Raw genomic sequence first — 24,548 nt, 5'->3', positions numbered from 1 at the left:
GTGGCTGCCTGCGGGCAACAAAAAGAGCCTGACCAGCGTTCCATCGAACGGCCGACTCGGCTCTTATTTAAAGTGATTTTTTGGAGTAACAAGTATAATGTTTCGTTATCGCATAGTTGCGGCAAGCCTTTCCTGTCCCATCATAGATTTCTTGTCCGATCGTAAGGACGATGCTCTGATCTCCTCCGCCCAAGTGCCTGATTGCAAGCTGATCATCATTTAACCAATGGATATGAAAGTAAGAGTTGGCATCGCTGAAATATACGGTTCTCACAGCGTCGTCCTCCAAATGAGAGACGATATTGACGAAAAGATTAACGCCCCCTGCGGCGCCTCCGTACATCTGGTCATAATATTGCGCAGTATAGCGGCCGGAAGGCGAGGTGACCTCTTCCCGCAATTCTCCCTCTTCGTATTTGAATTCATATGGAAGATTCATATAAATGAAACAAGCGCTCAACCCTAGCAACAATGAACCTAGTAGGATGAACCATTTCTTCAAAGTGGTACCTCCCTAGTTAAATCGATTATGACTTACATTATATCTATTTTAATAGAGTGATCCATAAATATCCAATTGTGTTCATATTTACGATGATTTTGCCGATCTATACGATGAAGGTTTTGGAATGATATAGCTGATTTTTACAGGATTCAGATGCCAAGATTGTATTTGAGAGGAGATTTGAAGTGAGCAACTACTATTATTCTATGATTGGCCGCTTGTTGGACGGAAGAACGCCGGTGGCGAGTACGGGCTATTACATGCTAGATGAAGATGGTCAGGTTAGTTATAGTACAATTCGTCCTTCTGTAGAAGTCACAACGTTAGAGAGCTTCACAGATGCCTTGGTCGAGGAGTGCAAGCGAATAATTCAAGAATTCGCCGACAGCGCTGATAACAAAGAAGTTTATGCGTTTAACTTATATACTGATGAACATCGGGGTTTATATGTCTATATGAATACGGAGAGCTGCTTTAAGGAAACGCTGAGCTCCTATCAAAACGAAAAAGAGGATGAATATGATAGAGATCGAACCATTCAGCTTAAATATAATTCCGGGGATTTCGACTTTCAGTTTTGGTTTGACACAGCAAGCGAGTCAGGCAGGCATATCGATCATTTCGTGAAGGTCCATAGTGCTGTCTCTTATGAGTCTAAGGAGACAATCGAAGAGGCGGTCATCGGAGTTCCTGTTGCGGCAATTGAGTCAGGGGTTATAGATGATGGCTATTATGTATGTGTGTTAAACACAGTGAAACGGCTCATCGCTGATCAAGCGTTTGGTCTTCTTAATACCACAAGCGATTTTATTGCGTTTGCGGCATGCGGTGATGATTATGTCGATTATAGCATTACCATGAGAAAGACCATTGATGAGGATTTGTTCTACCAAGTGTTCCCTGATGTGAAAGAGTTGGATTCCAAATTCGAGGAAGTTATGAAAGGCAACGAAAACTTGTCTTTAGCCGAATCTATAGCCTATTGGTCCGATGGCATTCTAAGAGAATCTTTAGGTTCCGAACCCTATTCATTCCAGAAACCGTTTATGGAAATCTTTGTGCAGCTTAGCCGTTTTGGGAACGAGCTGGCGCAAGAGAGTATCGAGCGGCTGACAGAGATAGCTGCCGATTTGCAAGGTTTTGATGGGGAGGTCCGGGAGAAAATGAGTTTCTATCTGGAAGCCCTGCATTTCTCGGGAAAACTAACCCCAGAGCAGGCCGAGCAGTGCGATGCCATTGCGGATCGATTGGAAGATGCCGATGAGGCATTTAGAGATGAGGCCAATATGTTGAGGACATTTGTCAGCTAGATTACAAGCCGTGCACCATAGTTCTTCCCGGGCGAGCCGTTCATAGAGATATATCAACCGGGAAGGGCTACGCGCAGCTCGGAATCAATTTGTATAAAACAAAACAACCGATTTCAAAATGTCCATTGATGAAAAATGAATCCCCGTCTATACTGACAAAGTGATAATGATTATCATTAACATTGACAGAAGAAAAGGGGATTTAACATGAATAAGCAAAAAAACCGCCTTACTCAACCTTGGAAGCTCATGATGCTGGCGGCTGTCGCGGCGCTTGCCTTAAGCGCATGCGGCAACGAAACAAATTCGGTAACTAAACCATCTGCTTCGCCAGAGGTTGCTTCCAATGGGGGAAAAGCAGAGGTAACTGAAAATGAAGGTTCGGCTGTGCGTATGTTCAAGGACTGGGGGGGACATGACGTCGAGGTACCGAATGATCCAAAACGAATCGTCTTCCATGGAGAGACAACTGGAGATTTGCTGGCGCTTGGCATCATGCCAGTTGGTATAATGCAAGCTAGCATTAGTGGCGCCGTATTCGAAGAACGTATGGCCAATGTCGAAGACGTCGGATTCCCGTTAAATGTAGAAAAGGCAATTGAACTCGACGCGGACTTAATTATCGTGGCCAACAATGACGAGGAGCAGTACCAGAAGTTGTCCAAAGTTGCGCCGACGGTGACGTTCGATACGTTCGCAACGCTGCCCGAGCGGATGGCTACGCTTGGTGAATTGCTGGGCAAAGAGAAGGAAGCTCAGGAATGGCTGGAGAAGTACAAGCAACAGGAAACGGAAATGTGGAAGTCTCTTCGCGCAAGTGGCGTAAGTGAAGACGAGACGGCTTCGGTTATTACGTTTTATCCAGGCAATCGCCTATTCATCATGTTAGCTGCTGGATTGCCGCAACTGCTCTATAGCGAAGGCGGCTTCAAGATGACGGAACCGATCAAGAGCTCGATAAGCGAAGGAGTCGGATTCGTCGAAATTTCGATGGAGAAGCTTCCTGAATTTGTAGGAGACCGCATATTCGTCCTGACGCCGGAGTCAGAAGAGGCTAAGGGAGATACAAAAGCATTGATAGACAGTGCATTGTGGAAAGGGCTTCCGGCAGTGAAGAACGGCTATGTGTATGAGTTGCCGATTAACAAAGCATCAAGCGATGCCACTTCCCGGCAATTGCTATTGGATGAACTGCCTCAGCTTCTAATGAAGCCATAATAGAACCTAATATCTGCTAAATGAAGCAAGAAGCTTTCGACTAACGTTGAAAAGCTTCTTTTTTTTCGTTAAAATCAATTTATTGATAATGATTATCACTGACAAGAGGCGGAGAGACATGAGAGCTAGCCATTCATCGATACCGATCGGTTCGTTATTATTCCAATTAACAGACAGCACCCTTATACATAGCGTGGAGATAGAGAGAATCGAACGGAGCGTATCCGATTCTTATCTTCTGCTCGTATTCCGGAAGGGCGAAGGGCAGCTAATCATAGGTGACGATTTGTACCGCATTCAGGCGAAACAGTCGTTTTGCCTGCTTCCCGGGATGAACTTTAGCATTGAAAATAAAGGGAGATCCGTTTTGCAGTACTTCCAATTATCCTTTCGGGTGATTTATTCGGAAGAAGGCAGGATGGATCCATATGCGGGTCCATTGTGGTCGGATCAGGGTCCGCTCAAGGCCTACCCCTTCACTCGAATGATGCAAATTGCAGAGCAATTAGTGGAGTGTGTGGTAGAGATGGACGGCATTGAGCGATTCAAGAGAAACCAATTATTTCAGGAGCTGATTGGTTTTCTGCTGGAGCAACATCATGATTCGAAGGGGACGGATTCTCCGCTGCATGCGGTGGAGTCGTCCATTCAATATGTCAATCATCATTTCACGGATTCGCTCACCGTTAGAGAGCTTGCCAGCAGGGCGGAATTGCCTTATTGGCAATACTCCTCTATCTTCAGGGAACTTACCGGAGTGAAGCCAAATGATTATATCGCAGAGCTGCGCATGACGCGGGCGAAGGAGATGCTGCTCAGAACGGATGCGCCTCTCAGGGAGATTGCTAGTCAGACGGGTTTTGTGGATGAATACTATTTTAGCAGAAGGTTCCGGCAGTCGACAGGGTTTGCTCCAAGGCAATATGTAGCGGCGATGAGGAAAAAAATATCCGTTCGAGACTGGACAGGTCATGAGGTGCATATTCCCGCTCATCCTAATCGCATCGTCTTTTATGGGGAAACCATTGGCGATCTGCTTTCCCTTGGCATCAAGCCGGTGGGGTGCAGTTACAGCTTGAAAGGTACTTGGTACGAAGAAGAATTGCAAGCCATTGTAAATGTGGGGACCCCGCTTGAACTCGGCACCGTCGAGGAGCTTAGTCCTGATCTGATTATTTATGCGAACACGGATGAGGGACAATATAAGGACGTTGCCAAGATTGCGCCGACGGTTACTTTTGATAGTTTTCAGCCACTGGAGGACCGGTTGATTACGCTTGGTCATTGGTTTGGCAAGCGCCGGGAAGCAGAGACATGGCTTCATCGGTTTGAGCATCAATCGGAGGAGATGTGGAGAGAACTGGAGCCTGCTATCCGGAATGATGAGACTGCATCCGTATTCACCTATCATCGGGGGAATCGTTTATTCGTCATGGGAACAATCGGATTAACCGAAACGCTTTATCATCCGCTTGGATTTAGACCAACCAAACGCGTTCAATCGCTCCGCAATCAGCACCGGGCTTATCAGGAAATTAGCGAATCCCAAATTCGGGACTATGCGGGAAATCGCGTATTTTTGATTTTGCCTGCTGATCCCACATCGAGAGAATCGACGGAAGCGTTGTGGAGCAGCTCGCTATGGAATAGCTTGGAGGCCGTGCAGGAAGGACATGCCTATCTCGTAGAGGAATCGAAATGGAATATCGGAGACGCCTTTACGAGAGAGAAGTTGTTGGAAAGGCTGCCGGCTTTGCTTACAGAAAGCAGTTGATGAGCAATACCGGACTCTTTCGAAAGCGTGAACTGACATGAATGCCAAGCAGAAGGTGTATTCCCCCAAAAAGAAGATAGAAACGAGCATAACTTGCATAGTTTAACCACTTCATTCCCTATTCCGAGTTTGGAAGAATTAAGGTATCGGCATCCAATTAATAGGGTTGGGGAGGAATGAACGTTGCGAGCTAAAAGGGTATACTTGGCTGTTTTAGGTCTTGCCGTATTGACGATCTTAGCCGTTGTATTCGGTTCGCTTGGAGGAGCGGGACGCGGCGATGGGAGGGAAGAGGCGATGAATCCTCAGGAAACGGGTAAGCCAATGAACTCAGAGCATCAGGAAGACTGGCTGTTGGAACCCCTTTATAAGGTGAACTCGCACAAAGATTTGGTCTATGCGACCAAAGAGAACGAGCATGGCAGACAGGAATCGCTGGCATTGGATATTTATGAGCCGCTTCAAGAGGAAGCTGCGTCACGGCCGCTTATCTTGTTCATTCATGGCGGAGGCTTCAACTCTGGAGATAAGAGGGATGCAGAAGCGATTGCCGAGGAATGGGTTAGCCGCGGATATGTGGTAGCATCGGCCAATTATCGATTGCGTGTCAGTCCGCAGGCCGATATGAAAGGAACGATTGCGGACGCGATAGAAGATATGGGGGATGCCTTGGCATGGCTTAAGGACAACCAGGAATCGTATCGAATCGATACCCGTTATACAGCTGTTGGCGGCGATTCGGCGGGCGGGCAGCTCGCAGTTACGTTTGCCAGCCGATACAAGGCTGTGGAGGAAGAGGATGCCCCCCGATTATTTGCCGTGATTGATATTTATGGTCCGCTCTTCAGGGGGGAGATTACGGAGAACTATCCTTCTACTCTGATCATTCACGGCACGGAGGATCAGCTGGTTCCTTATGAGCAGAGCGTGCGGCTGTTCGACATGCTGGGAGCGGCCAATGTCTATCGTCAGTTGGTCACGATGGAAGGTGGAGGGCATAGCTATCAGGATCCTAAAGTGTGGGAGCAGGTAGTGCAGTCTACAACTCACTTCTTGAGAAATGCGATAACCGCCTCGCAGCAGATCTTTTTACCGGAGGATACGGAGCTTGGTGCATTTGCCGGAGAGTACGCTCAGCTTCAGCTGTTGAGACAAGCGTTTTTCGTTGAGACATCGGGCCAACTCCAGGCGAAGCTGCCAAAGGGCTGGGAATTGGTAGGTCAGACAGCCTTCTCTTCCGGTGAAAATGCGGAGGTGCAAGTGGCGATCCCGGAGGATGCGGCGTCGGGGGTCTATCCGGTTCGAATCGGGACAGATCAGTCTGGCTCGTTGCCATTAACGCTGTATATAAAGGTGAAGGATCGGCTGAGCTATGAGCGAACGGTGTTTTACAATGCGGGGGAACAACAGCTACACACCAATCTCTCAATTAAGAATAGCTATCCGACCGCATTGCAAGGAAAGGTTACGATTCGCTATCAGGATTCGGAAGGAAGCCGTGTCGAGTCTTACGAGCTGAAGTCGATTCAGCCTGGCGCAGTCAAGAAGCTGACGATGCCATTCTATTCGGAAGAAGCGCCAGTGGTTGTCTATGAGAATTCGGCTGGTGCCGTTCTTCAAGAAACGTCGCTGATGACCTATGTATATGCTGCTGAAAAAAGGACCGGTCCGCTCACCATCGATGGCTCTCTGGAGGATTGGAGAAGAGACTACCCGTTTCCGCTGAACGGCGAATCTCAATTGCATATGAAAGAATACGCGGGAGCTGATGATCTGAGCGGGCAAGGCTATGTCGCATGGGATGAAGAATATGTATATTTGGCTCTGGAAATGAAGGATGACCGGCATGTGCAGCAGGAAACGGCTTTCGGCATTTATATGGGGGACAGTGTGCAGTTCTCGTTACGACTTGTCGATCAGTCGGGCACACCGCAGGGCGTTCATGAGTTTGGCGTTGCGCTGCATGAGAACGGCTCACCTGCCAACTTCCGTTGGCTCGCACCGCCGGAATTTAGGCCGGGTAAAGTACATGCGATGAAGACCGGCATTAGCCGCTCCAATGATCAGACGGTATACGAGATCGCATTGCCATGGGCTGAACTGGGGGTAGCGGCTCCGACAGAAGGGATGCATTTGAAGTTTTCGCTGCTTGTGAATGATAACGACGGTCAGGGTCGCAAGGGCTGGATTGAGTACAACAGCGGCATCGGCTACAAGGACGCAAACGCATTCGGCGACCTGTTTTTAGTGAACAAACGCAACTAAAGATAGAAGGCTGTGACTGGCTGCCGTCTGGCAGCTCGTCGTGGCCTTTTCCTTTGGCAGACCAATAATCCGATTACGGAATTTCGTTAAACTAAAACCGAATAAATCGGTATTCTACCGTTGGCACTATCAGGCCGCCGTATTCACGGTGGCTTATAGTCATTTATTCCTTCCCTAGGCGCAGCTCCCGCCTCACTTCATGGTCGTCACGGCTCACTTCTGCAAATCCCAGAGCTTCGTATAATTTGGCAGCTTGCCTATTCTCGATCCGGTGCCCCAGCACGATCGTGTCGCAGCCATGCTTCTCGCTGATATGACAGATAAGCTCCTTCATGCCGCTTAATCCCAAGCCCTTTCGTTGATGTCGATGATCAATCAAATAAGCCATGATCCAATAGCTTCCGTCTTCCGGATCGATAGCATATACCGCCAAGCCTATAAGCTGCTCGGAATGGTACATAGCCAGAGGCGTAAAGCCGCAATAAGCCGACTCCGCAAGCCAATAAACCGTCGGGACAGGGAAAACGTTTGTTTGTTCTGCTGTGACTTCCAACTGAGTGCATGCATACCAGTTATGCTGAGTGATTGGCTGAAGTTCTACCGAAGGACTGAACCGTTCCCTCATTCGATCGGAAGCCTTAAAGTGCATCTTCTTAGTCATCATTTCCGTTTTGCCTCCCATTGCCTAACGAGTATAATCGATCGTAAACACATATCATCACTCCTTCGGATAATAGTAGGGACGGAGCTGCTGCATGTTGATTTGGAAAAGGTATGTGATAGAGAGACGACAGCGGTATTGGGATTGGTACAGCTGCATCTTGAGTAGTACAATCAAAGTATATCCGAATTATGCAGTCCTCAAGACAAGCATAATCGTTGTTCATAGGAGGCATCATGATTCATCCCGTTTCATTTATTATCGAGTGCATGGGCGCCAGCGGAGAGGGCGCAGAAATACAGCGGATACAGACCGAACACCGTTTGAAGCTTGCCGGGATATGGGGCATTAGGGAGGGAGAACGGGTCCTTGAGATTGGCTGCGGGCAAGGAGACACGACGGCTGTTCTGGCTTATTTGACCGGAGAGAGCGGATTTATTCACGGTATTGACATTGCACCGCCCGACTACGGCGCTCCCGTTACATTAGGTGAAGCGGCACTGCGATTGAAGAGCTCTCCGCTGGGCAGCCGGATACAGATTGATTTCGAGAAGGATGTGCTTCATTCCGGGGTGGAATTTCCTCCTGATTCTTTCGATGTAATCGTGTTGTCGCATTGCTCCTGGTATTTTCAATCGGCCGCTCAGCTAGGCAGCTTGTTAGCCAAGGTCCGTCCTTGGGCCAGGCGGCTGTGCTTCGCCGAATGGGATGCGCGGATCAGCAGCCAGCAGCAGTATGCGCATTTTCTTGCGGTACTGATTCAAGCGCAATACGAAGTGTACAAGACATCCAGCAGCTCTAATGTGCGGACGCTGTTCACGCCTCCCCAGATCAACGCAATAGCTGAAAAGGCGGGCTGGAGCGTCAGCGAGGAGCAGTCGATTCTGTCATCGGAGTTACAGGATGGGAAGTGGGAGGCTGAATATACGTTGGCCGAGCACCGTCATGAGCTGGAGGCTATCTCCCATTTGCCCGAAAAGCTGCGTGATTTGATCGAAGCGCAAGTCTATCTGTTGGAGGAGACTGTGGAGCGGCATGGAGTCGGACCGATGGCAACTTATGTCATGGCTGCTTTATAAACGTTGAATGTGCCGGGAGCAGACCATTCGAGCCCTAAAATTCACTGCTTGCGGTTCTAACTTCCAGGTTTAAAGCTAGTGTATAATTTGTTATGATCATAGGGAGAAGATTAGAGGAGCAAGATGAGATGGACACCTTTAGAGACATTATCGCCGAACGGCGTACCTATACCGCTAACAAACATACCCATAGCCATGGCTACGGACAGCTGATTATTCCGCTCCAGGGGGAGCTCCAGATTACGGCCGGTCCCAGCAGCATGATGATGAACACGGACACGCTGCTCTACGTGCCGCCAGCCTGCGAGCATACGTATCACTCCGTCGTTCGCAACGAGTTTTTGGTGCTGGACATTCCTCATTTCATGCTGTCTTCGATTGAATTGGGGGACCGGGGGATTTCATGTCCGGTGAATAATCAGTGGAAGGGCATCCGCTACCTTATTTTAAGCGAGTTGGAACGTCAGTCGGAGCATGGGCCGGCGTTGAAGGAGCTGTTCCCTTATATCTCGCATTGTTTGGTTCAGGAGCAGAAGCCAAGATCCATTCAATATATTCATGAGCATTATGATGAACCGTTAACGGTGCAAAAGCTGGCTGAGATGGAGCATTACAACCGATCGTATTATTCCGACTGGTTTTTGAAGGAGACAGGCAAGACGCCTTCGGCTTATATCCAGGAAGTTCGCCTGAGCAAAGCAAAGGAGCTGCTGAGGGACACGAATCTGTCGATTCTGAATATTGCGGTTCAGGTCGGTCTGGAGCATCAATCCTCCTTGACGAGATTGTTCCAGCAGTACGAACGAGTCACGCCAAGTCAATTCCGGAAATTGAATCCCGCTCGCTTGTCCTAATCGGCAGGCGGGCTTTTTTTGTGCTTTTCAACCAACCTGGCGACATCCGGTAAAAAGTGTCCGGCAATCGGTCAAAACCGATTTTTGCAGAGGGATACAATGAAATAGATCCCGGTTTGACGGGAACCTCTTTGATAACTGTGAGGAAAGCGCCACGGTTATTTTTTATATGGGAGGGTGCTGAATGCGATTGCCGGAACCGGTCTACGCAGCAGCGAACATTGTATCTGCACATGTAAAGGAGTAAGACATGGAAACGGTATTAGGCTTATTATTTTCATTGTTATGGTCGTCAGCTTCGATTGCGATCAAGTTCGGCCTGCAATCTACGACGCCGCTTGCGCTCGCCTCGATTCGATTTATACTAGCGGGCACGTTGATGTTGATATTTGTTTATGGGATTAGCCGCAAATATCCTTGGCCGAGTCGGAAGGAATTCGGACCGCTTATTGTATTGGGATTACTTAATACGACCATATATATAGGAGCGACTTTATGGGCGCTGAACTATGTGTCTGCTGGATTATTTAATTTGTTTGTGGCTGTCAATCCATTCCTCGTTGCTTTTCTGTCCTACATATGGTTGAAGCGCAGCATCTCCATCAAAGAATGGATAGGAATGGGTGTCGCCGCATTTGGATTATTGATTGCGGTCTGGCCAGCTCTTGCAAGCGCGGAAGGCAAGCTGATCGGCTTCCTGCTGATCGGTATCGGTATGACCTCTATGGCGCTCGGCAGCGTGTATTTCAAGAAAGCGAATTTGCAGCTTCCGGGCATTGTCATTAATACATGGCAGCTATCTATTGGTGGGGCGGTGTCTGTACCGCTGGCTTATTTCATAGAGAAGGATCAATTTTTCTTAAAACTGGACTTGAATCTGGCAGGTTCGCTGCTGTGGCTAGTGCTCGTGATTTCAATTGGGAGTATGCTTCTCTGGTTCTACATGCTGAAGCGGGATGCGGTCAAGGCAAATAATTGGTTGTTCATGACACCGATCTTTGGCTATATGTTGGCAGCGGTACTGTTGCATGAGAAGATTACAGCTTTCGATATAGTGGCGACGATGTTTGTCGTGACGGGGTTATTCATGTCAGGCAATATTCAGTTGAATCCGATGAAGCTGTTCCAGACTGGCATCCGGCAGGGCTCCTTATCCAGAAAGTAACATGGGGATAGATTGATGGCTCGCTTGCGGAATGAGGTCATTCGGAAGCGTAGACAGGAAAAACCTGAAGCAGGAGGTATGGAAAAATGGCTGAGATTGAGGATTTCATGAAGTTGGATATTCGGATAGGAACGATTGTTGAGGCGGAGCCTTTCCCGGAAGCGCGGAATCCGGCGATTAAACTAAGGATTGACTTTGGCCCGCTTGGCATCAAGCAGTCTTCCGCTCAGATTACACGGCGATATGAACCGGAGGGGCTGATTGGACGTCAGGTTACAGCCGTTGTGAACTTTCCAGTGCGGCGAATTGCCGGCTTCAAGTCGGAAGTGCTGGTGCTGGGCGGCATGCCGGAGGAAGGCGACGTGGTTCTGTTAAGGCCGGATGCGCCTGTTCCGAACGGAACGCCTATTGCCTAACCGGCGGCGGTTCGTGTACGTATGAATTGAGATCGGTGCATTCGTTGTAGAATGAGAAGGTTGCGATAAGTCGTGTTGGCGACTGGCGCAGCCTTTTTGGATTTTTTGTTAGTCTACGATTACCACGACACTGCATACCGGGGGCAACGTGCGGAATTGGCGATGTTGCGAGCAACAGACTGAATGATTGGGCAAAGCGGGACTATTCAACTTTTACTCCAATAAAAAGGAAACCGTTTCTTCTTGTCGAACGTTGTTTTAGGAATGAAGCTATTTTTTGCCTCTTATACTTGATTTTTTGACGTTTGATTTGAAACAAATATATAGTTAGTTGCGCAGAAGTTTCCGGTACTTTCATAGCCGAAAACTTTTTGTGAAATAGGTGTTGACCTTGCCCCAAGGGCAAGGCAGTACGATGTGATTACCGGCCACGATGAAAGGAAGTTATGGATATGCTAACGATTGGACTTGTCGCGCGTTTGTATGGCATCACGGCGAAGACGCTCCGGCATTATGATGCGATAGGGCTTTTTACACCTGCTCAAGTAGGGGCGGATAACCTCTATCGTCTGTATGCGCCTGAGCAATTGCCGGAATTGCGCACAATTCTATTTTTACGGTCGATGGGCTTAAGCATCGATTCTATTCAGGAGATGAAGCGCAACGGTACGCTGAAGGACGCCGATTACATCAAAAGGCTCCTGCAACAGCGGGCGGATGCTATTCAAGACGAGGTGGGTTCCCTGAATAGGCAGCTCCATGATATTCATCGCATGGTCGAGTATATGACGAGTACGGGAGGAATACCTATGGAACCAAAAGTAGTGGAGAAAGAAGCGTTTACCGTTGTGGGAATTGCTTGGAACAGCCAGTCCCGTGAAGGGGATATCCCTACAATGTGGGGAAGTTTTATTCAGCGGGAACATGAGATCGAGGGCAAACGTGAACCGAAGGTGAGCTACGGCATCTGCATTCCGATGGATGAGTGTGAAGATTTCACTTATGTCGCAAGCTATGAAGCATATGGGGAGCAGCCTCCTGCAGGTATGACAAAGGTGGATGTACCTGCTCAGCGCTATGCGGTGTTCACCCATAAAGGAAAGACAGAAAGCATGGGTGAAACATATGAGCTGATCTACGGAAAATGGCTGTCGCTGCAAGGACTTAAGTTGACCAAGGGCATCGACTTTGAGCGTTACGATGAGCGGTTCCATGGACCAGAGTCCGACAGCTCGGAAGTCGACATTTATATTCCGATTGAGTAGGGGAACAGGAAGCTAAGGAGAGCTTTAAGCGGAAGATGCCGCTCGAGTGCTTGAGCAGGAGGCACACGCCGACCTTCACGCAGCATAGGCTGTGTGAAGGTCGGCGTTAGCATTGAGAGGCAATGCTGATGCTCTCTAATGAGAGAAAATCGGATTAGTGTTGCGAGTCAAAGCTTATTGCTTGGCAGCACACCAAATCCCCAATCATGTTCTGTGAGAATGCGATTGCGGGATTTTTTTTATGAAATGAAACAATTACGTCGTGGCTATCGTAAAATATAGTTAAATATGTCATTCAAAAGGGGAGCTGTGAATGCATAGAGAGAGATGGAAGCTGAGAAGCTCGGCATGCGGTAAAAGTGAGGTAGCAGCATGAAAGAGGCAAGCGGTAGAAGAGTGACAAGCAGCAGAAGAGAGCCATATAACTCATTACAGCTACAACGCACAAGAATGAACAGAGAGGCGGTGACGGAATGAACCAGTTTTGGATGTTGGTCATGTTGGCCGTAGGGCTGTTGTCGGCATTATATTATATCTGGGCTGTACGTCCGGAGGTCCCAAGGAAGTTTGTTTGGATCCCTTCACTTGTTATTGTGGCAGGCCTGGCGGGTACTGGAATCAAATTTGCCTTCTTCCAGAAAGGATACAGCGGTATTGCCGATATTGTCACCTTCATGCTGTTAGGCATACTGCTGGCTATCCATTTGCTCATTGCAGGCGTTGTCCATTGGAGAACCAGAGTATCGGCTTAAGCAAACTAAACATATCATCTACTTAAACGATTGCAACGAACAACAATCCCAGAGGGGATCGAGGTTTCACGAATATCCCTCTATATATATTTGTATCACAGCCTAGAAAGCTGGTTTCGGCACTTTGCCGGAATCGGCTTTTTTTGGTTGATCCCCGCCATATCGACAAACACTACGAATCAAACAATCGATCATCCACCCATAATTTGATGTAACATATAGTAACGCAAAACGTGAAGAGTTTCGAATTTTAGATGATTGTGTTGAATAATAGGATTTTAATGCGCTTACATTCGGATTAGAATGAACCTACATTCAAATAAGGGGTGAAGGAATAATGAAAAAGTGGTTGAGCACGTCAATTATTCTTACAATGTTAGTGGCTATGCTTGCGGCATGCGGCGGCGGCAATTCGGGCAACGGCTCATCGGGCGGATCGAATAAGCTGGTCATCTATACGCCGAACAGTGAAGCTATGCTGAATGCACTTATTCCAACGTTTGAGAAACAAACAGGCATTACTGTAGAGCTGGTATCTGCAGGTAGCGGTGAGTTGATCAAGCGTATCCAGTCTGAAAAAGCGAATCCTTACGCAGACGTTATGTTCGGTGGCGCATTTGCATTGTTCAGCGATAACGCCGATCTGTTCGAGAACTATGTATCGGCGAACGACAAAGACTTGCTTGAAGGCCATCGGAATTCGACGGGCTTTATGACACCTTATGTATCGGACGGAAGCGTAATGCTGGTGAACACGAACCTGGCGGGCGACCTTGAAATCAACGGTTATGAGGACTTGCTCAATCCGGCGCTGAAAGGCAAAATCGCGATGGCAGACCCTGCGAACTCCAGCTCCGCGTTTGCCCAACTGACCAACATGCTGAAAGCAATTGGCGGCGATTACACATCCGACGCTGGTTGGGACTATGTAGCGAAATTGCTTGAGAATCTGGACGGCAAAATCGCCGGCAGCTCCAGCAAAGCGCATAAGAGCGTAGCCGACGGCGAATATGTTGTAGCTTTGACTTATGAAGACCCAGCTGTCAGCTATGTGAAAGACGGCGCTCCGGTGAAGGTAGTGTATCCGAAGGAAGGCGCGGTATTCCTGGATGCAGGCGCTGGAGTCGTGAAAGGCTCCAAAAACCAAGAGAACGCCAAGAAGTTTCTCGACTTCCTGACATCTAAAGAAGGACAAGATGCGCTTGGACAGCAAACGACGAATCGTCCGCTTCACTCTGAAGCAGCAATCGGCGACTTCATGACGCCAATCGATCAAATTAAAGTCATTCAAGAAGACGTAGCTTACGTTGCTGAAAACAAAGCGTCCATTGTAGAGCGCTATACGGACCTCTTCACAAAAATCGCGAAATAATAGAAATACAAACGAATTAAGGGAAAGCGGGTGCATAACATGAGCGTTGCGATATCCTTCCAAGACATCGTAAAAAAATATGGCGACACTACCGTTATCCCCGAGCTGAATTTGGACATTAAGAAGGGTGAGTTCTTCACCCTTCTGGGTCCTTCGGGTTGCGGGAAAACAACGTTGCTTCGCATGGTAGCGGGTTTCAATAGCATTGAAGGCGGGGCTCTCGCTTTTAATGACAAGGTGATGAATGATGTTGCTCCGGGAAAACGGAATATCGGCATGGTATTCCAGAATTATGCGATCTTCCCTCACTTGAGCGTATCCGAGAATGTCGCATTTGGTTTGCAAAACCGTAAAGTAGCCAAAGCGGAACAGCAGCGCAGAGTAAGCGAAATGTTGTATACCGTGCAAATCGATCAATATAAAAACAGAATGCCGAAAAACTTGTCCGGCGGTCAGCAGCAGCGTGTAGCGCTGGCAAGAGCGATTGTCATCAATCCTGACGTTCTGCTGATGGATGAGCCGCTCTCCAATCTGGATGCGAAGCTTCGCGTAGATATGCGTAATGCGATCAAGTCCATTCAACGAGAAGTAGGCATTACAACTGTGTATGTAACGCATGACCAAGAAGAGGCGATGGCCGTTTCCGATCGTATTGCCATCATGAATTCGGGAGTTATCCAGCAGATCGGCACGCCTAGGGATATTTATCAGCGTCCAGCCAATCTGTTCGTAGCGACTTTCATTGGACGGACGAACGTGATCGACGCTAAACTTGAGAGCGTAGAGGGGGGCGGCGCAGTAGTCCACGTCGGTCGTGATTATACGCTGTCGATGCCGGTGCTAAGCTCAAAGGCGAAGCCAGGACAGTCCTTAGATGTCCGACTTTCTGTTCGACCGGAGGAGCTTGTGTTGTCCGAGGACGGCAAAGGACTTGCGGGCAAAGTGATCAACAATGTCTTCCTGGGTCTGAACACGCACTTGATCGTTCTGCTTGATAACGGACAAGAGGTCGAGATTATTCAGCAGTCGACCGCGGCTGAGACGGCGGATATCGGGCAGACTGTAAGGCTGGCGATCCTGTCAGACACGATCAATGTATACGATGCAACCGGTGAGCGTAATTTGAATCGGGGGACGGGACAATGATCGGCCGGATGAAACGCTGGGACATTTGGTCCCTGATTACGTTTGTCATTTTTGCCGGGTATTTAATCTTTTTAGCTTTGCCTTTGTTCATGCTTCTGATCAAAAGCTTTTTTGACGGATCTACAGGCGAGTTTTCTCTTGCATACTTCACGAAATTTTTCAGTAAAGCCTACTATATGAACGCTGTTTGGAACAGTATAAAGGTAACGGTAAGTGTTACTCTGCTTTCTGTTATAGTAGCTGGCCCGCTCGCTTACATTATGACGATTGCCAAAATCAAGGGCAGCGGTACGGTGCGCATTTTGATTCTGATTTCGTCGATGTCTGCTCCGTTTATCGGAGCGTATGCTTGGATTCTGCTGCTTGGACGCAATGGCGTCATCACTAACTTCATCTTTGATGTTTTTGGTTTCCGCTTGCCAGACATTTATGGATTTACAGGTATTCTGCTTGTACTGACGCTTCAATTGTCACCGCTCATCTTCATGTATGTGTCGGGAGCGCTCAAGAATGTTGATAACTCTCTTATGGAAGCCGCAGAAAGCATGAATTGCACAGGTCTTAAAAAAATGTGGAAAATTCTCGTGCCGTTGATCACGCCGACGCTTCTGGCAGGCGGCTTGCTCGTCTTCATGAGAGCATTCGCAGACTTCGGAACGCCGATGCTGATCGGCGAAGGATTCCGTACAGTGCCGGTGTTGATCTTCAACGAATTTATAAGCGAGGTCGGCGGCGATGATGGCTTTGCTGCTGCGATAAGCGTCATCGTTGTGGTGTTCGCGACTGCTGTGTTCCTGTTGCAGAAGTTTGTAGCGAACCGGAAGTCCTACAGCATGAGTGCCTTGAATCCGATCGAGCCCAAGAAGCTGAAGGGCGCTGCGAACGTAGCGGCTCATATCTACGTCTACTTGTTTACGATTCTGGCAATGATGCCGCAAGCGTATGTCGCCTATACGTCCTTCCAGAAGACGTCAGGCAAAATCTTTGTAGACGGTTATTCCCTGGATAGTTACCGGGCTGCCTTCTCCAAGGTAGGCGATTCCATTTACAATACCTTTTTGATCGCAGGTATTACTATTGTGATCATTACGATGGCAGCGATGCTCATTGCATATGTGACAGTGAAGCGTAAAGGTGCGGTTGCCAATCTGTTGGACACGTTCACGATGCTTCCGTACATTGTGCCAGGCTCCATTCTCGGTATTGCGTTGCTTGTCACATTCAACAAGCCTCCGCTGGTGCTAAGCGGGACGATTGTCATCCTGATTGCGGCATTCGTCATCCGGCGTCTGCCTTATACGATCCGTTCTAGCGCAGCTGTGCTGCATCAGGTGAACGATAGCATTGAGGAAGCGGCGATTAGCCTGGGTTCCTCGACGATGAGAACATTCTTCAAGATTACCGTTCCGATGATGATCTCCGGCGTCTTCGCTGGTGCGATCATCAGTTGGATCAGCATTATAACCGAACTCAGCACTTCGATTATTCTCTACACCGGGAATACTCGAACGATGACTGTTGCAGTCTATACGGAAGTCGTGCGCGGCAATTACGGCGTTGCAGCCGCATTGTCTACGATGCTGACAGTTATTACGGTCATCTCACTGCTCCTGTTCTTCAAGCTGTCGGGTAAAAAAGAAGTAACCATGTAAGTCCGGACCGGGACTCGCGGAAGCGAGTTCCGGCCTTTTGTCCATTTGGGATGAAAGAGAGCATGGACTTTTTCGGTGTATCGTATATCATATTAGAACAACCAGACTAGGGGAGGGGCGGAAGTGGCCAAAGGGAGTTTCAAAGATTCGCTTCGGCGAATGTTTCTGCTTCATACTCTTGTACCGATTTCGATTCTGTTTGTGTTGTTTCTGTTGTTTATGATGATTAATTCGCGGCTGATCTTGATGAGTCAAACGACGGATGCGGGCAAAAAGATCAAAACGGCCATGGAGGACGTATACAGCTCCTATCAAAATGAAATGAAGGAAGCAGCTGAACTGGAATCGGTTATTTCCTTCGTCAAGACTCGGCAGGACAGACCGGAAGTGTTTGAACGCTTTTACACTTTCAATAACCGTCAGTCAGTCAAGAGTATAATGCATATCCTGGGCTCGGATGGGAATATGTTAGCCTCCTCCGCCAATTACGGTTCGGAATCGACAGATATCGCCCTGCAAGCCATTGCCAGACGGATGTATCGCCAAGGCTTACCCGCATTGGCGGAGACCAACCATCTGCGCTTCTCCCATGATCGTTTTACGGCGTATACCTTTGCCCAAGAAATTCGAGACGCCAGGGGAATAGTCGGTTACCTGATTTACCAGTTGTATGAGGAAGACCTGCAGAAGTTAATATTTGTGCAAAATAATGAAATCGCTGTCGTAACGGATCCTTACCACAACATCATTGCCAGCACAAACAATTTGACGCGGGGGCTGATGAACAAATATAGCCTGGCCGGACAATCACAAGGCTATGTCTGGATCGACAAAGGCAGCAGATATTATAGTAAGGAAACGTATGTGCCTTTGACGCAATGGCGAATCTATACGTTAAGCGCTGCTCAATGGAATCATGCCGCTTATTTGTCACTAGCCGTATTTTTTGCACTCGCCAGCTTGCTGCTGTGGGTGCTCATTCGGTATTCTGCACGTTTGATCTCGACTCGTCAGTCGCGTGCGATGGACAAGCTGACCTATGCCGTCAGGGAGCTGCAGTCCGGCAACATGGATTCGTATGTCTATATCGGGACCGGTGATGAATTCGATACGCTTGCGAATCAATACAATCTGATGCTAAGGCGGCTGAATGAGTTGGTCGCCAAAAACGAGGAACTTTCAGATTTGCGCAGAGTCATTGAAGTGAAGCACCTGCAGTCGCAGTTTCACCCCCATTTTATTTTTAACGTGCTGGAGATGTTGAGGTATGCCATTGTCGTGGATGACAAGCTCGCTCAAGATATTGTGTTGACGCTTTCTCGGCATTTGCGCTATAGCATCGGCAATGAAAGAGATCAGGTTGTGCTTGGTACCGATCTGGAATATATCGCAGGGTATATGAAGCTGCAGCAGATGAGATTCAAGGACAGGCTGCAATACCGAGAGAAGGTTGGGGAAGCGGCCAAGGCTGCGTTGGTTCCCCGGCTCATGCTGCAACCAGTCATTGAAAACGCAATCAAATACGGGTATCGCCGGCGTCAATCCGTCTCGATCTCGGTGGTCGGCTATGTGAAGGACGATGATCTGATCATTGAAGTGAAGGATGATGGCGGCGGGATGAGCAAGGAGCGACTGGAGGAAGTACGGACGATCATGCTGTCGCAGGATAATCGCGCTCCTCATATTGGCCTTCATAATTTGCATAGAAGATTAGTGCTGATGTACGGGGAACGGTACGGCATCTGCATCGATAGCATCGAGGGGGAAGGGACGGCGGTTACCTTTGTGCTGCCATACCGGAAGGAGGAAGCGGATGTTCAAGGTGCTTCTAGTGGAAGATGAGGAGATGATTCGCAAAGGACTGCGCTTTACCTTTGACTGGGTGGGTGCAGGCTGTGTCGTCGTGGGGGAAGCGGAGAATGGCGAAGAAGGATTGCGCCAGATTGCTGCGCTTCGGCCGGATATCGTCATTGTCGATGTGAATATGCCGCTGATGGATGGAATCGCCATGATCGAACAAAGCGTAGAAGGAGCGTCTTGCAGCTATATCATTCTATCGGGCTACGATGAATTCCGGCTTGCCAAGGCTGCCATTCGGCTAGGCGTGACGGAATACTTGCTCAAACCGCTGGAGCAGGAGCAGTTGCTGGCCGCTCTGGAGCGAGCCAAAAGCCAGGTGGAGTTGAAGCGACAGTACGCCGCCATGATAACATCCGGTGCAGGAAGCGGGGAAGCCCAGCAGGCTTCAGTCGTGAAGCTGCCAGGCAAGTCGTCGTCCCGTTACGTGTCAAAGATGATTCAATACGTACAGGAGCATTATGCAGAGAAGATCAGCATTAAGGATTTGGTGGAGAAGCTGGAGGTCAGCGCGACGTACCTGAACCAGAAGTTCAAGAGCGAGACGACCTACACCTTCAACGATTTCCTGAACCGATACCGTATTCAAAAAGCGATGGAGATGCTTCAGCGCAGCAATGAAAAAGTGTACGCAATTGCCGCCGATGTCGGCTTTAAGGATTATAAATATTTTATAGCCATATTCAAAAAATACGCGGGCTGCACGCCTAGCTACTATCAGGAGACGTACGGACACGGAGCGAAGGAGGACAATGACGTAAACGGTTAGAACTGGATGGCGAGTTTGCCGAAGTACGATCCTTTCGCCAAATGGCTAAGTGCTTCGAGAGCCTGCGTGAATGGATAGACGGTATCAACGACAGGGCGAAGCTGATGATAAGCGATGGCGGCATTCATACGTTCGAACATGTCCCTGCTGCCTACGTTGATGGCTTGAAGTCTTGCCCTTCTCAGGATGGCGGGGACGATGGCGAGGCTATCGACGCTCGCTCCCGACAATATCCCGATCATGCTGATCTGGCCGCCAACCCTCAATGCGGAGATGGAGCGATTGAGCGTTGTCCCGCCGCCGAGATCAACGATATGATCGGCTCCTCGTCCTTCTGTGTAAGTCAACACGGCCTCGTCCCATTGCTCCGTATCCTTGTAATGAATACCGTAATCGGCGCCTAAGGCTTTCGCCCGAGCTAATTTGATATCGCTGCTTGAAGTGACAATGACTTTGGCACCTTGAAGCTTGGCGAATTGAAGGGCGAATAGGGAGACGCCACCGGTTCCTTGTACGACGATAGTATCTCCCTCCTTAACCTTGCCTTCCTCGACAATAGCATGCCAGGCGGTAACTCCGGCGCAGGGCAGCGTCGCCGCTTCGATATCGGTCAAATGCTCTGGGACGCGAACCAGACCTTCCTCGGGAAACACCACATATTCCGCAAGTAGTCCTTGAAGAGGACTTCCTAACGAAGTGATCCAGTTCTCTCGGGTAGCCTCGCCGGACTTCCAGCTTTGGGTGAAAATCGGACTTACTCGTTCGCCTACCTGAAACTTGCCGGCCTGTTCCCCTAATGCGATAACCTCGCCTACTCCATCCGACACCGGAATAAGCGGCTCGCTCAGCTCAGGGTTGTAGAACCCGTCGATGACACCGATATCGCGCGCATTCAGTGAAACGGCTTTCATTCGAATGAGCACTTCACCCCGTGCAGGGGACGGGATTGGCAGGTCCGCTTCTGTGACGTGATCGAGGCCAAAACCTCCTTGAATAACGTATGCCTTCATGGTACAACACTCCTTATACGGTTGTAGACACACCATAATCCATAGACTAAGATGTAGCTAGACGGCACTTTAAGGTCGGTTACGAACCTGAAGGTGCGTAAGGAGGCGGAGCTTATGAAGCCTGCGGATATTTCGTTGACAGCTTGCAGCTATACCCATGTGCTTGAGATCATCTCGAATAAATGGACTGCGCTTGTTATCTACTCTCTGGAGGAAGGCACCATTCGGTATGGAGAGATCAAGAAACGTATCGAGGGCATCTCGCAAAAAATGCTGACGCAAACGCTTAGACAACTGGAGCGGGACGGTCTGGTCACACGGAAGGTGACGCCATCTGTTCCGCCTATCGTAGACTATACGCTAACCCCGCTTGGGAAAACGCTGATTCCTTGTATGAAAATGTTGAAGGAATGGGCTGCCGAACATTATCCATCCGTACAGCAGGCAAGAGTGAGCTATGAGCTAAGCGAAGAAAATGGTGAGGTTCGTCAGTTGGAGAGCTGAGATTCTGTCATTGCGCAGATAGGACGTGCGCTGCTAATCGCGCCAGAGGAGCAGTAATCTGCAGGGCAACACTAAATGCTCGGAATCGCTCAAAAAGGTAAAAAAGGCGGTAACCAACGGGAAGGCAGAAATAGCGATGCAGGGATAACCATCCCGCATCGCTATTTCTTTGTTTTTCGTATGATTTTCATCAAGCGAGCTGTTTCCTTAAGCAAGCATATCTACTTTTGGGATGGATTCACTAGTATAACGAGCGAGCGGCCCAGTCTTCATGGAGCAGCGCGCTTCCTGGGACAGGCAGCCGGAGCGCTTCCATCGCCTCGTACAAATATTCGAAGCGGTACTGGATGCCGTGACCGGCAGTGAGCCAGCCGTTATTCCGAGATTGTTCCTGATTCAGCCGGTTCAAGCTATGCAGCTCCTTCTCGTACAGGGTCGAATCCCAGCGCACGCTGGAGACGATGGATGCAGCGACTTCGGCGGGAATGCCCTGAAGGCGGGAGATGATGCCGGCTGCTTGTATCGGGTACGTTCGCACATATTGATGAACGCGTATATGCGCCTTGAGATAAGCCACAATGACGGCAGGATGACGATTAGCCCAATCTTCATCAACGACAATACCGGTCAGAAAGTCATCCCCTTGCTCTTCCTGTACCAGTACACGTCCCAGTCCATGATGTCTGGCGAGGCTGATGTAAGGTTCATTCAATACACTTCCCGAAATTTCCCCCCTCATCATGCTGACTATACTGTCATCCAGTTCCTTATGCAAAACCTGGCTGTCTTCAATGCCGAAAGCTTGCAAGATGTTAGCCATGCGTCCTCCGGAGCTGGATTGGGCGACTGCTGATATCGTCAAGCTTTCGAAGTGGGAAGCGGTTTTCAGCTGAATGCCATTGCGGATGACGAGCGCAATCCCTTGACCAGCCCCAGTCTTGCCGTCGCAAGCCAGCAGGACTGGGCGAAAGGAGGGGAGCACTTGGCCGAGCGAAGAGCATAGCGCAATAGGATAATCGCCAAGCGAGGCGATATGAATACGCCCGCCGATCATGCCCTGAACAAGCTCCGGCCCGTTTGGCGCATCCGTCCATTGCACTTGAATGGCCTTACCCGGCATGGTATGGGACAATTCTTCCTCGAACCAACCGAGTTCTTTCATGATCAGGGAAGTCCAAATTTGTGCGGAACGGCTCTGAAAACCTACTTCAACGACCAACGGCGGCTCGTCATAGGCACCGTGTCGTCCATGTGAAACGGTCTCACTTTCAGGGAAAGGCTGTTGCCCGCTCGACATGTTCCTCACGCTTTCCTTCAACAAAGCTGCGTTATGAAGAATGGTGGCATGCCGATGAATCCAGAGCTCCAGCTCCGTCTTGTCAATCCAGATTTCTTTGCCGATCTTGCGAAAGGGAAGCTGCTTCTGTCTCCGCCAACGGTCGAAGGTGGATCTGCTGATACCAAGCAAATCCATCGCCTCGTGCAGAGTAAGCAAATTAAACTGCTGTAATGACATCGGATACGCCCTCCTTCAAGCAACTTGCCGCCGCTTCAATTGATCGTTTGTGGTCATTCATGGTCATACGTGGTCACTTGCGCTTGCTTCGTTGACAGAAGAAATTTGGAATCATATAGTCAATTATAAGAAATTAAACATAGTAAGTATATAGGAATATAAGTATATATGTGATTGTTGAAAAACGTCGCTTATAGACCATGCAGGCTGAGGGGGAGAGAGCCGATGACGAGTAAGCAGAGAAGTCCCGGCTGGGAAGTGATGTGGGATTTCTATTGTTGTCTGGCATGCTGAAGCACGCAGAGACAGTGACTGCGGGTGCACATGGGAAGAGCTTTACAACAAATAGACAGAATAATATGACAAATAGGGTGGGGATTCAAGTATGAAGAAAAGGGTTCAGAACCATACAGGCGCAAGTTCTATTTGGCTATTTCTAGTGCTGCTTGCAGCAGCAGTGACGCTCAGCGCATGCGGCGGCAAATCAGATTCTGCTGTATCAGCTTCGACCAGTGGCGAGAAGCTGGAGGTGACGGAGCTTCGTTATCAAGGCAGCGTAGGGGCGGTAACTTTTCCAGAGCTGGCGGAGGATCTGGGTTATCTGGCGCCGCTGAAGCTGAAATTTATAGGCAATACGATCAGCGGTCCGCAAGATATTCAAGCCGTTGTCACCGGTGACACGGAGTTTGGCGGGGCGTTTAATGGAGCTATTGTGAAGCTTATTGCCGCCAAAGCGCCAATTAAGTCGGTCATCAGCTACTATGGTGTCGATGACAACACCTGGACGGGATATTACGTGCTTGATGACAGTCCGATCAAGTCGGCGCGGGATTTGATAGGCAAGCGAATCGCAGTCAATACGCTTGGTGCTCATCATGAATTTGTCATTAAGGAATATTTGCACCGGGAAGGACTGACGGCAGAGGAAATCAAGCAAGTAGCGCTTGTGGTCGTGCCTCCGGTTACTTCGGAGCAGACGCTGCGGGCCAAGCAGATCGATGTGGCGACGTTAGGCGGTCTATTGCGCGACAAGGCGCTGGAGCGGGGCGATATCCGGCCGCTATTCACAGATAAGGAGCTGTTCGGCAACTTCAGCGCGGGAAGCTACGTGCTAACGAACAAATTTATCGAGGAGAATCCCAATACCGCCCGCAAGTTCGTAGAAGCGACAGCCAAAGCAATCGAATGGGCGCGTCTTACTCCGAGAGATGAAGTGATTGCACGATACGAAAGTATCGTCCAGAAGCGGGATCGCAAGGAAGACAAGGATACCGTCAAGTATTGGAAAAGCACCGGCGTAGCAGGTGAAGGTGGTCTAATTGCGGAGAAGGAATTTGGAACCTGGATCGACTGGCTAGTCAACGAAGGAGAGTTGAAGGCAGGAGAATACAACTCGTCTGACCTGTACACGAATGAGCTAAATCCTTTCCATAAATGAGAGCTAGTAGAAGGGGGAGC

21 protein-coding genes are annotated in these 24,548 nt (G+C 49.1%); 17 read left to right on the top strand and 4 right to left on the bottom strand.

The genetic code is table 11. The annotated features are described in order from the left end of the window. Positions 1–67 precede the first annotated feature (67 nt). Positions 68–502 carry a DUF5412 family protein gene (locus DX130_RS15645; RefSeq protein ID WP_116046907.1) on the bottom strand — a complete coding sequence of 145 codons (435 nt, stop codon included), beginning with the start codon at positions 500–502 and terminating at the stop codon, positions 68–70. A 188-nt stretch (positions 503–690) separates the two neighbouring features. Here DX130_RS15645 and DX130_RS15640 point away from each other — a divergent pair, with 188 nt between their 5' ends. The 4 genes from DX130_RS15640 to DX130_RS15625 all read left to right on the top strand — a co-directional run bounded on the left by DX130_RS15640 (position 691) and on the right by DX130_RS15625 (position 7,072). Then, positions 691–1,815, top strand: coding sequence for a DUF4303 domain-containing protein (locus tag DX130_RS15640; protein WP_116046905.1), 1,125 nt, complete (start codon positions 691–693; stop codon positions 1,813–1,815). Between the two features lie 207 nt (positions 1,816–2,022). Continuing rightward, positions 2,023–3,033, top strand: a complete 1,011-nt coding sequence (locus tag DX130_RS15635; RefSeq protein WP_116046903.1) for an ABC transporter substrate-binding protein — start codon at positions 2,023–2,025, stop codon at positions 3,031–3,033. A 118-nt stretch (positions 3,034–3,151) separates the two neighbouring features. After that, complete coding sequence (locus tag DX130_RS15630) at positions 3,152–4,807, top strand: helix-turn-helix domain-containing protein (protein ID WP_165861306.1); 1,656 nt, start codon at positions 3,152–3,154, stop codon at positions 4,805–4,807. A 183-nt stretch (positions 4,808–4,990) separates the two neighbouring features. After that, positions 4,991–7,072, top strand: a complete 2,082-nt coding sequence (locus DX130_RS15625; RefSeq protein ID WP_116046899.1) for an alpha/beta hydrolase fold domain-containing protein — start codon at positions 4,991–4,993, stop codon at positions 7,070–7,072. Positions 7,073–7,235: 163 nt separating this feature from the next. Here DX130_RS15625 and DX130_RS15620 read toward each other — a convergent pair whose 3' ends face one another. Then, the gene (locus DX130_RS15620) at positions 7,236–7,736 is read right to left on the bottom strand and encodes a GNAT family N-acetyltransferase (protein ID WP_240644528.1); all 501 of its coding nucleotides are present in this window, start codon (positions 7,734–7,736) and stop codon (positions 7,236–7,238) included. A gap of 233 nt (positions 7,737–7,969) precedes the next feature. On the opposite strand from DX130_RS15620, the gene DX130_RS15615 reads away from it, so the two are divergent. From DX130_RS15615 to DX130_RS15565, 11 genes are all read left to right on the top strand, one after another. After that, a complete protein-coding gene (locus DX130_RS15615; protein WP_116046895.1) occupies positions 7,970–8,812 on the top strand; it encodes a class I SAM-dependent methyltransferase in 843 nt (280 codons plus the stop codon). Between the two features lie 128 nt (positions 8,813–8,940). Continuing rightward, on the top strand, positions 8,941–9,666 hold the full coding sequence (locus DX130_RS15610; RefSeq protein ID WP_116046893.1) for a helix-turn-helix transcriptional regulator: 726 nt from the start codon (positions 8,941–8,943) through the stop codon (positions 9,664–9,666). Positions 9,667–9,916: 250 nt separating this feature from the next. Continuing rightward, positions 9,917–10,831, top strand: a complete 915-nt coding sequence (locus tag DX130_RS15605; protein WP_116046891.1) for a DMT family transporter — start codon at positions 9,917–9,919, stop codon at positions 10,829–10,831. An 86-nt stretch (positions 10,832–10,917) separates the two neighbouring features. Continuing rightward, positions 10,918–11,247: a chaperone CsaA gene (gene csaA / locus DX130_RS15600; RefSeq protein ID WP_116046889.1), complete on the top strand. Its 330-nt coding sequence runs from the start codon at positions 10,918–10,920 to the stop codon at positions 11,245–11,247. A gap of 452 nt (positions 11,248–11,699) precedes the next feature. Then, positions 11,700–12,512, top strand: coding sequence for a GyrI-like domain-containing protein (locus DX130_RS15595; protein ID WP_165861305.1), 813 nt, complete (start codon positions 11,700–11,702; stop codon positions 12,510–12,512). A 473-nt stretch (positions 12,513–12,985) separates the two neighbouring features. After that, positions 12,986–13,264 (top strand): hypothetical protein, encoded by a 279-nt coding sequence (locus tag DX130_RS15590; RefSeq protein WP_116046884.1) that lies wholly within the window; start codon positions 12,986–12,988, stop codon positions 13,262–13,264. 337 nt (positions 13,265–13,601) lie between these two features. After that, positions 13,602–14,636 (top strand): ABC transporter substrate-binding protein, encoded by a 1,035-nt coding sequence (locus DX130_RS15585; RefSeq protein WP_116046882.1) that lies wholly within the window; start codon positions 13,602–13,604, stop codon positions 14,634–14,636. A 39-nt stretch (positions 14,637–14,675) separates the two neighbouring features. Then, positions 14,676–15,782, top strand: coding sequence for an ABC transporter ATP-binding protein (locus tag DX130_RS15580; protein WP_116046880.1), 1,107 nt, complete (start codon positions 14,676–14,678; stop codon positions 15,780–15,782). Then, complete coding sequence (locus tag DX130_RS15575) at positions 15,779–17,434, top strand: ABC transporter permease (protein ID WP_116046877.1); 1,656 nt, start codon at positions 15,779–15,781, stop codon at positions 17,432–17,434. The genes DX130_RS15580 and DX130_RS15575 overlap by 4 nt, the downstream gene beginning before the upstream one ends. Positions 17,435–17,557: 123 nt before the next feature. Next, the gene (locus DX130_RS15570; RefSeq protein WP_116046875.1) at positions 17,558–19,276 is read left to right on the top strand and encodes a sensor histidine kinase; all 1,719 of its coding nucleotides are present in this window, start codon (positions 17,558–17,560) and stop codon (positions 19,274–19,276) included. Beyond that, entirely contained in the window at positions 19,248–20,060 is an 813-nt protein-coding gene (locus DX130_RS15565) for a response regulator transcription factor (RefSeq protein ID WP_116046872.1), read from the top strand. The genes DX130_RS15570 and DX130_RS15565 overlap by 29 nt, the downstream gene beginning before the upstream one ends. On the opposite strand, the gene DX130_RS15560 is transcribed toward DX130_RS15565, so the two are convergent. Continuing rightward, complete coding sequence (locus DX130_RS15560) at positions 20,057–21,070, bottom strand: zinc-dependent alcohol dehydrogenase family protein (protein WP_116046870.1); 1,014 nt, start codon at positions 21,068–21,070, stop codon at positions 20,057–20,059. The two genes, DX130_RS15565 and DX130_RS15560, sit on opposite strands and share 4 nt — an antisense overlap. Before the next feature lie 114 nt (positions 21,071–21,184). Here DX130_RS15560 and DX130_RS15555 point away from each other — a divergent pair, with 114 nt between their 5' ends. Further along, positions 21,185–21,574 (top strand): winged helix-turn-helix transcriptional regulator, encoded by a 390-nt coding sequence (locus DX130_RS15555; RefSeq protein ID WP_116046868.1) that lies wholly within the window; start codon positions 21,185–21,187, stop codon positions 21,572–21,574. Between the two features lie 241 nt (positions 21,575–21,815). On the opposite strand, the gene DX130_RS15550 is transcribed toward DX130_RS15555, so the two are convergent. Next, positions 21,816–23,090: a helix-turn-helix domain-containing protein gene (locus tag DX130_RS15550; RefSeq protein ID WP_116046866.1), complete on the bottom strand. Its 1,275-nt coding sequence runs from the start codon at positions 23,088–23,090 to the stop codon at positions 21,816–21,818. 385 nt (positions 23,091–23,475) lie between these two features. On the opposite strand from DX130_RS15550, the gene DX130_RS15545 reads away from it, so the two are divergent. Beyond that, positions 23,476–24,528 carry an ABC transporter substrate-binding protein gene (locus DX130_RS15545; protein ID WP_116046864.1) on the top strand — a complete coding sequence of 351 codons (1,053 nt, stop codon included), beginning with the start codon at positions 23,476–23,478 and terminating at the stop codon, positions 24,526–24,528. Positions 24,529–24,548 lie beyond the last annotated feature (20 nt).

This window comes from Paenibacillus paeoniae (assembly GCF_003388735.1).
In the GTDB taxonomy this organism is placed as follows: Bacteria; Bacillota; Bacilli; order Paenibacillales; family Paenibacillaceae; genus Pristimantibacillus; species Pristimantibacillus paeoniae.
The sequence above is the reverse complement of the archived record's forward strand: the minus strand, read 5'-3'. Positions and strand labels throughout refer to the sequence as shown.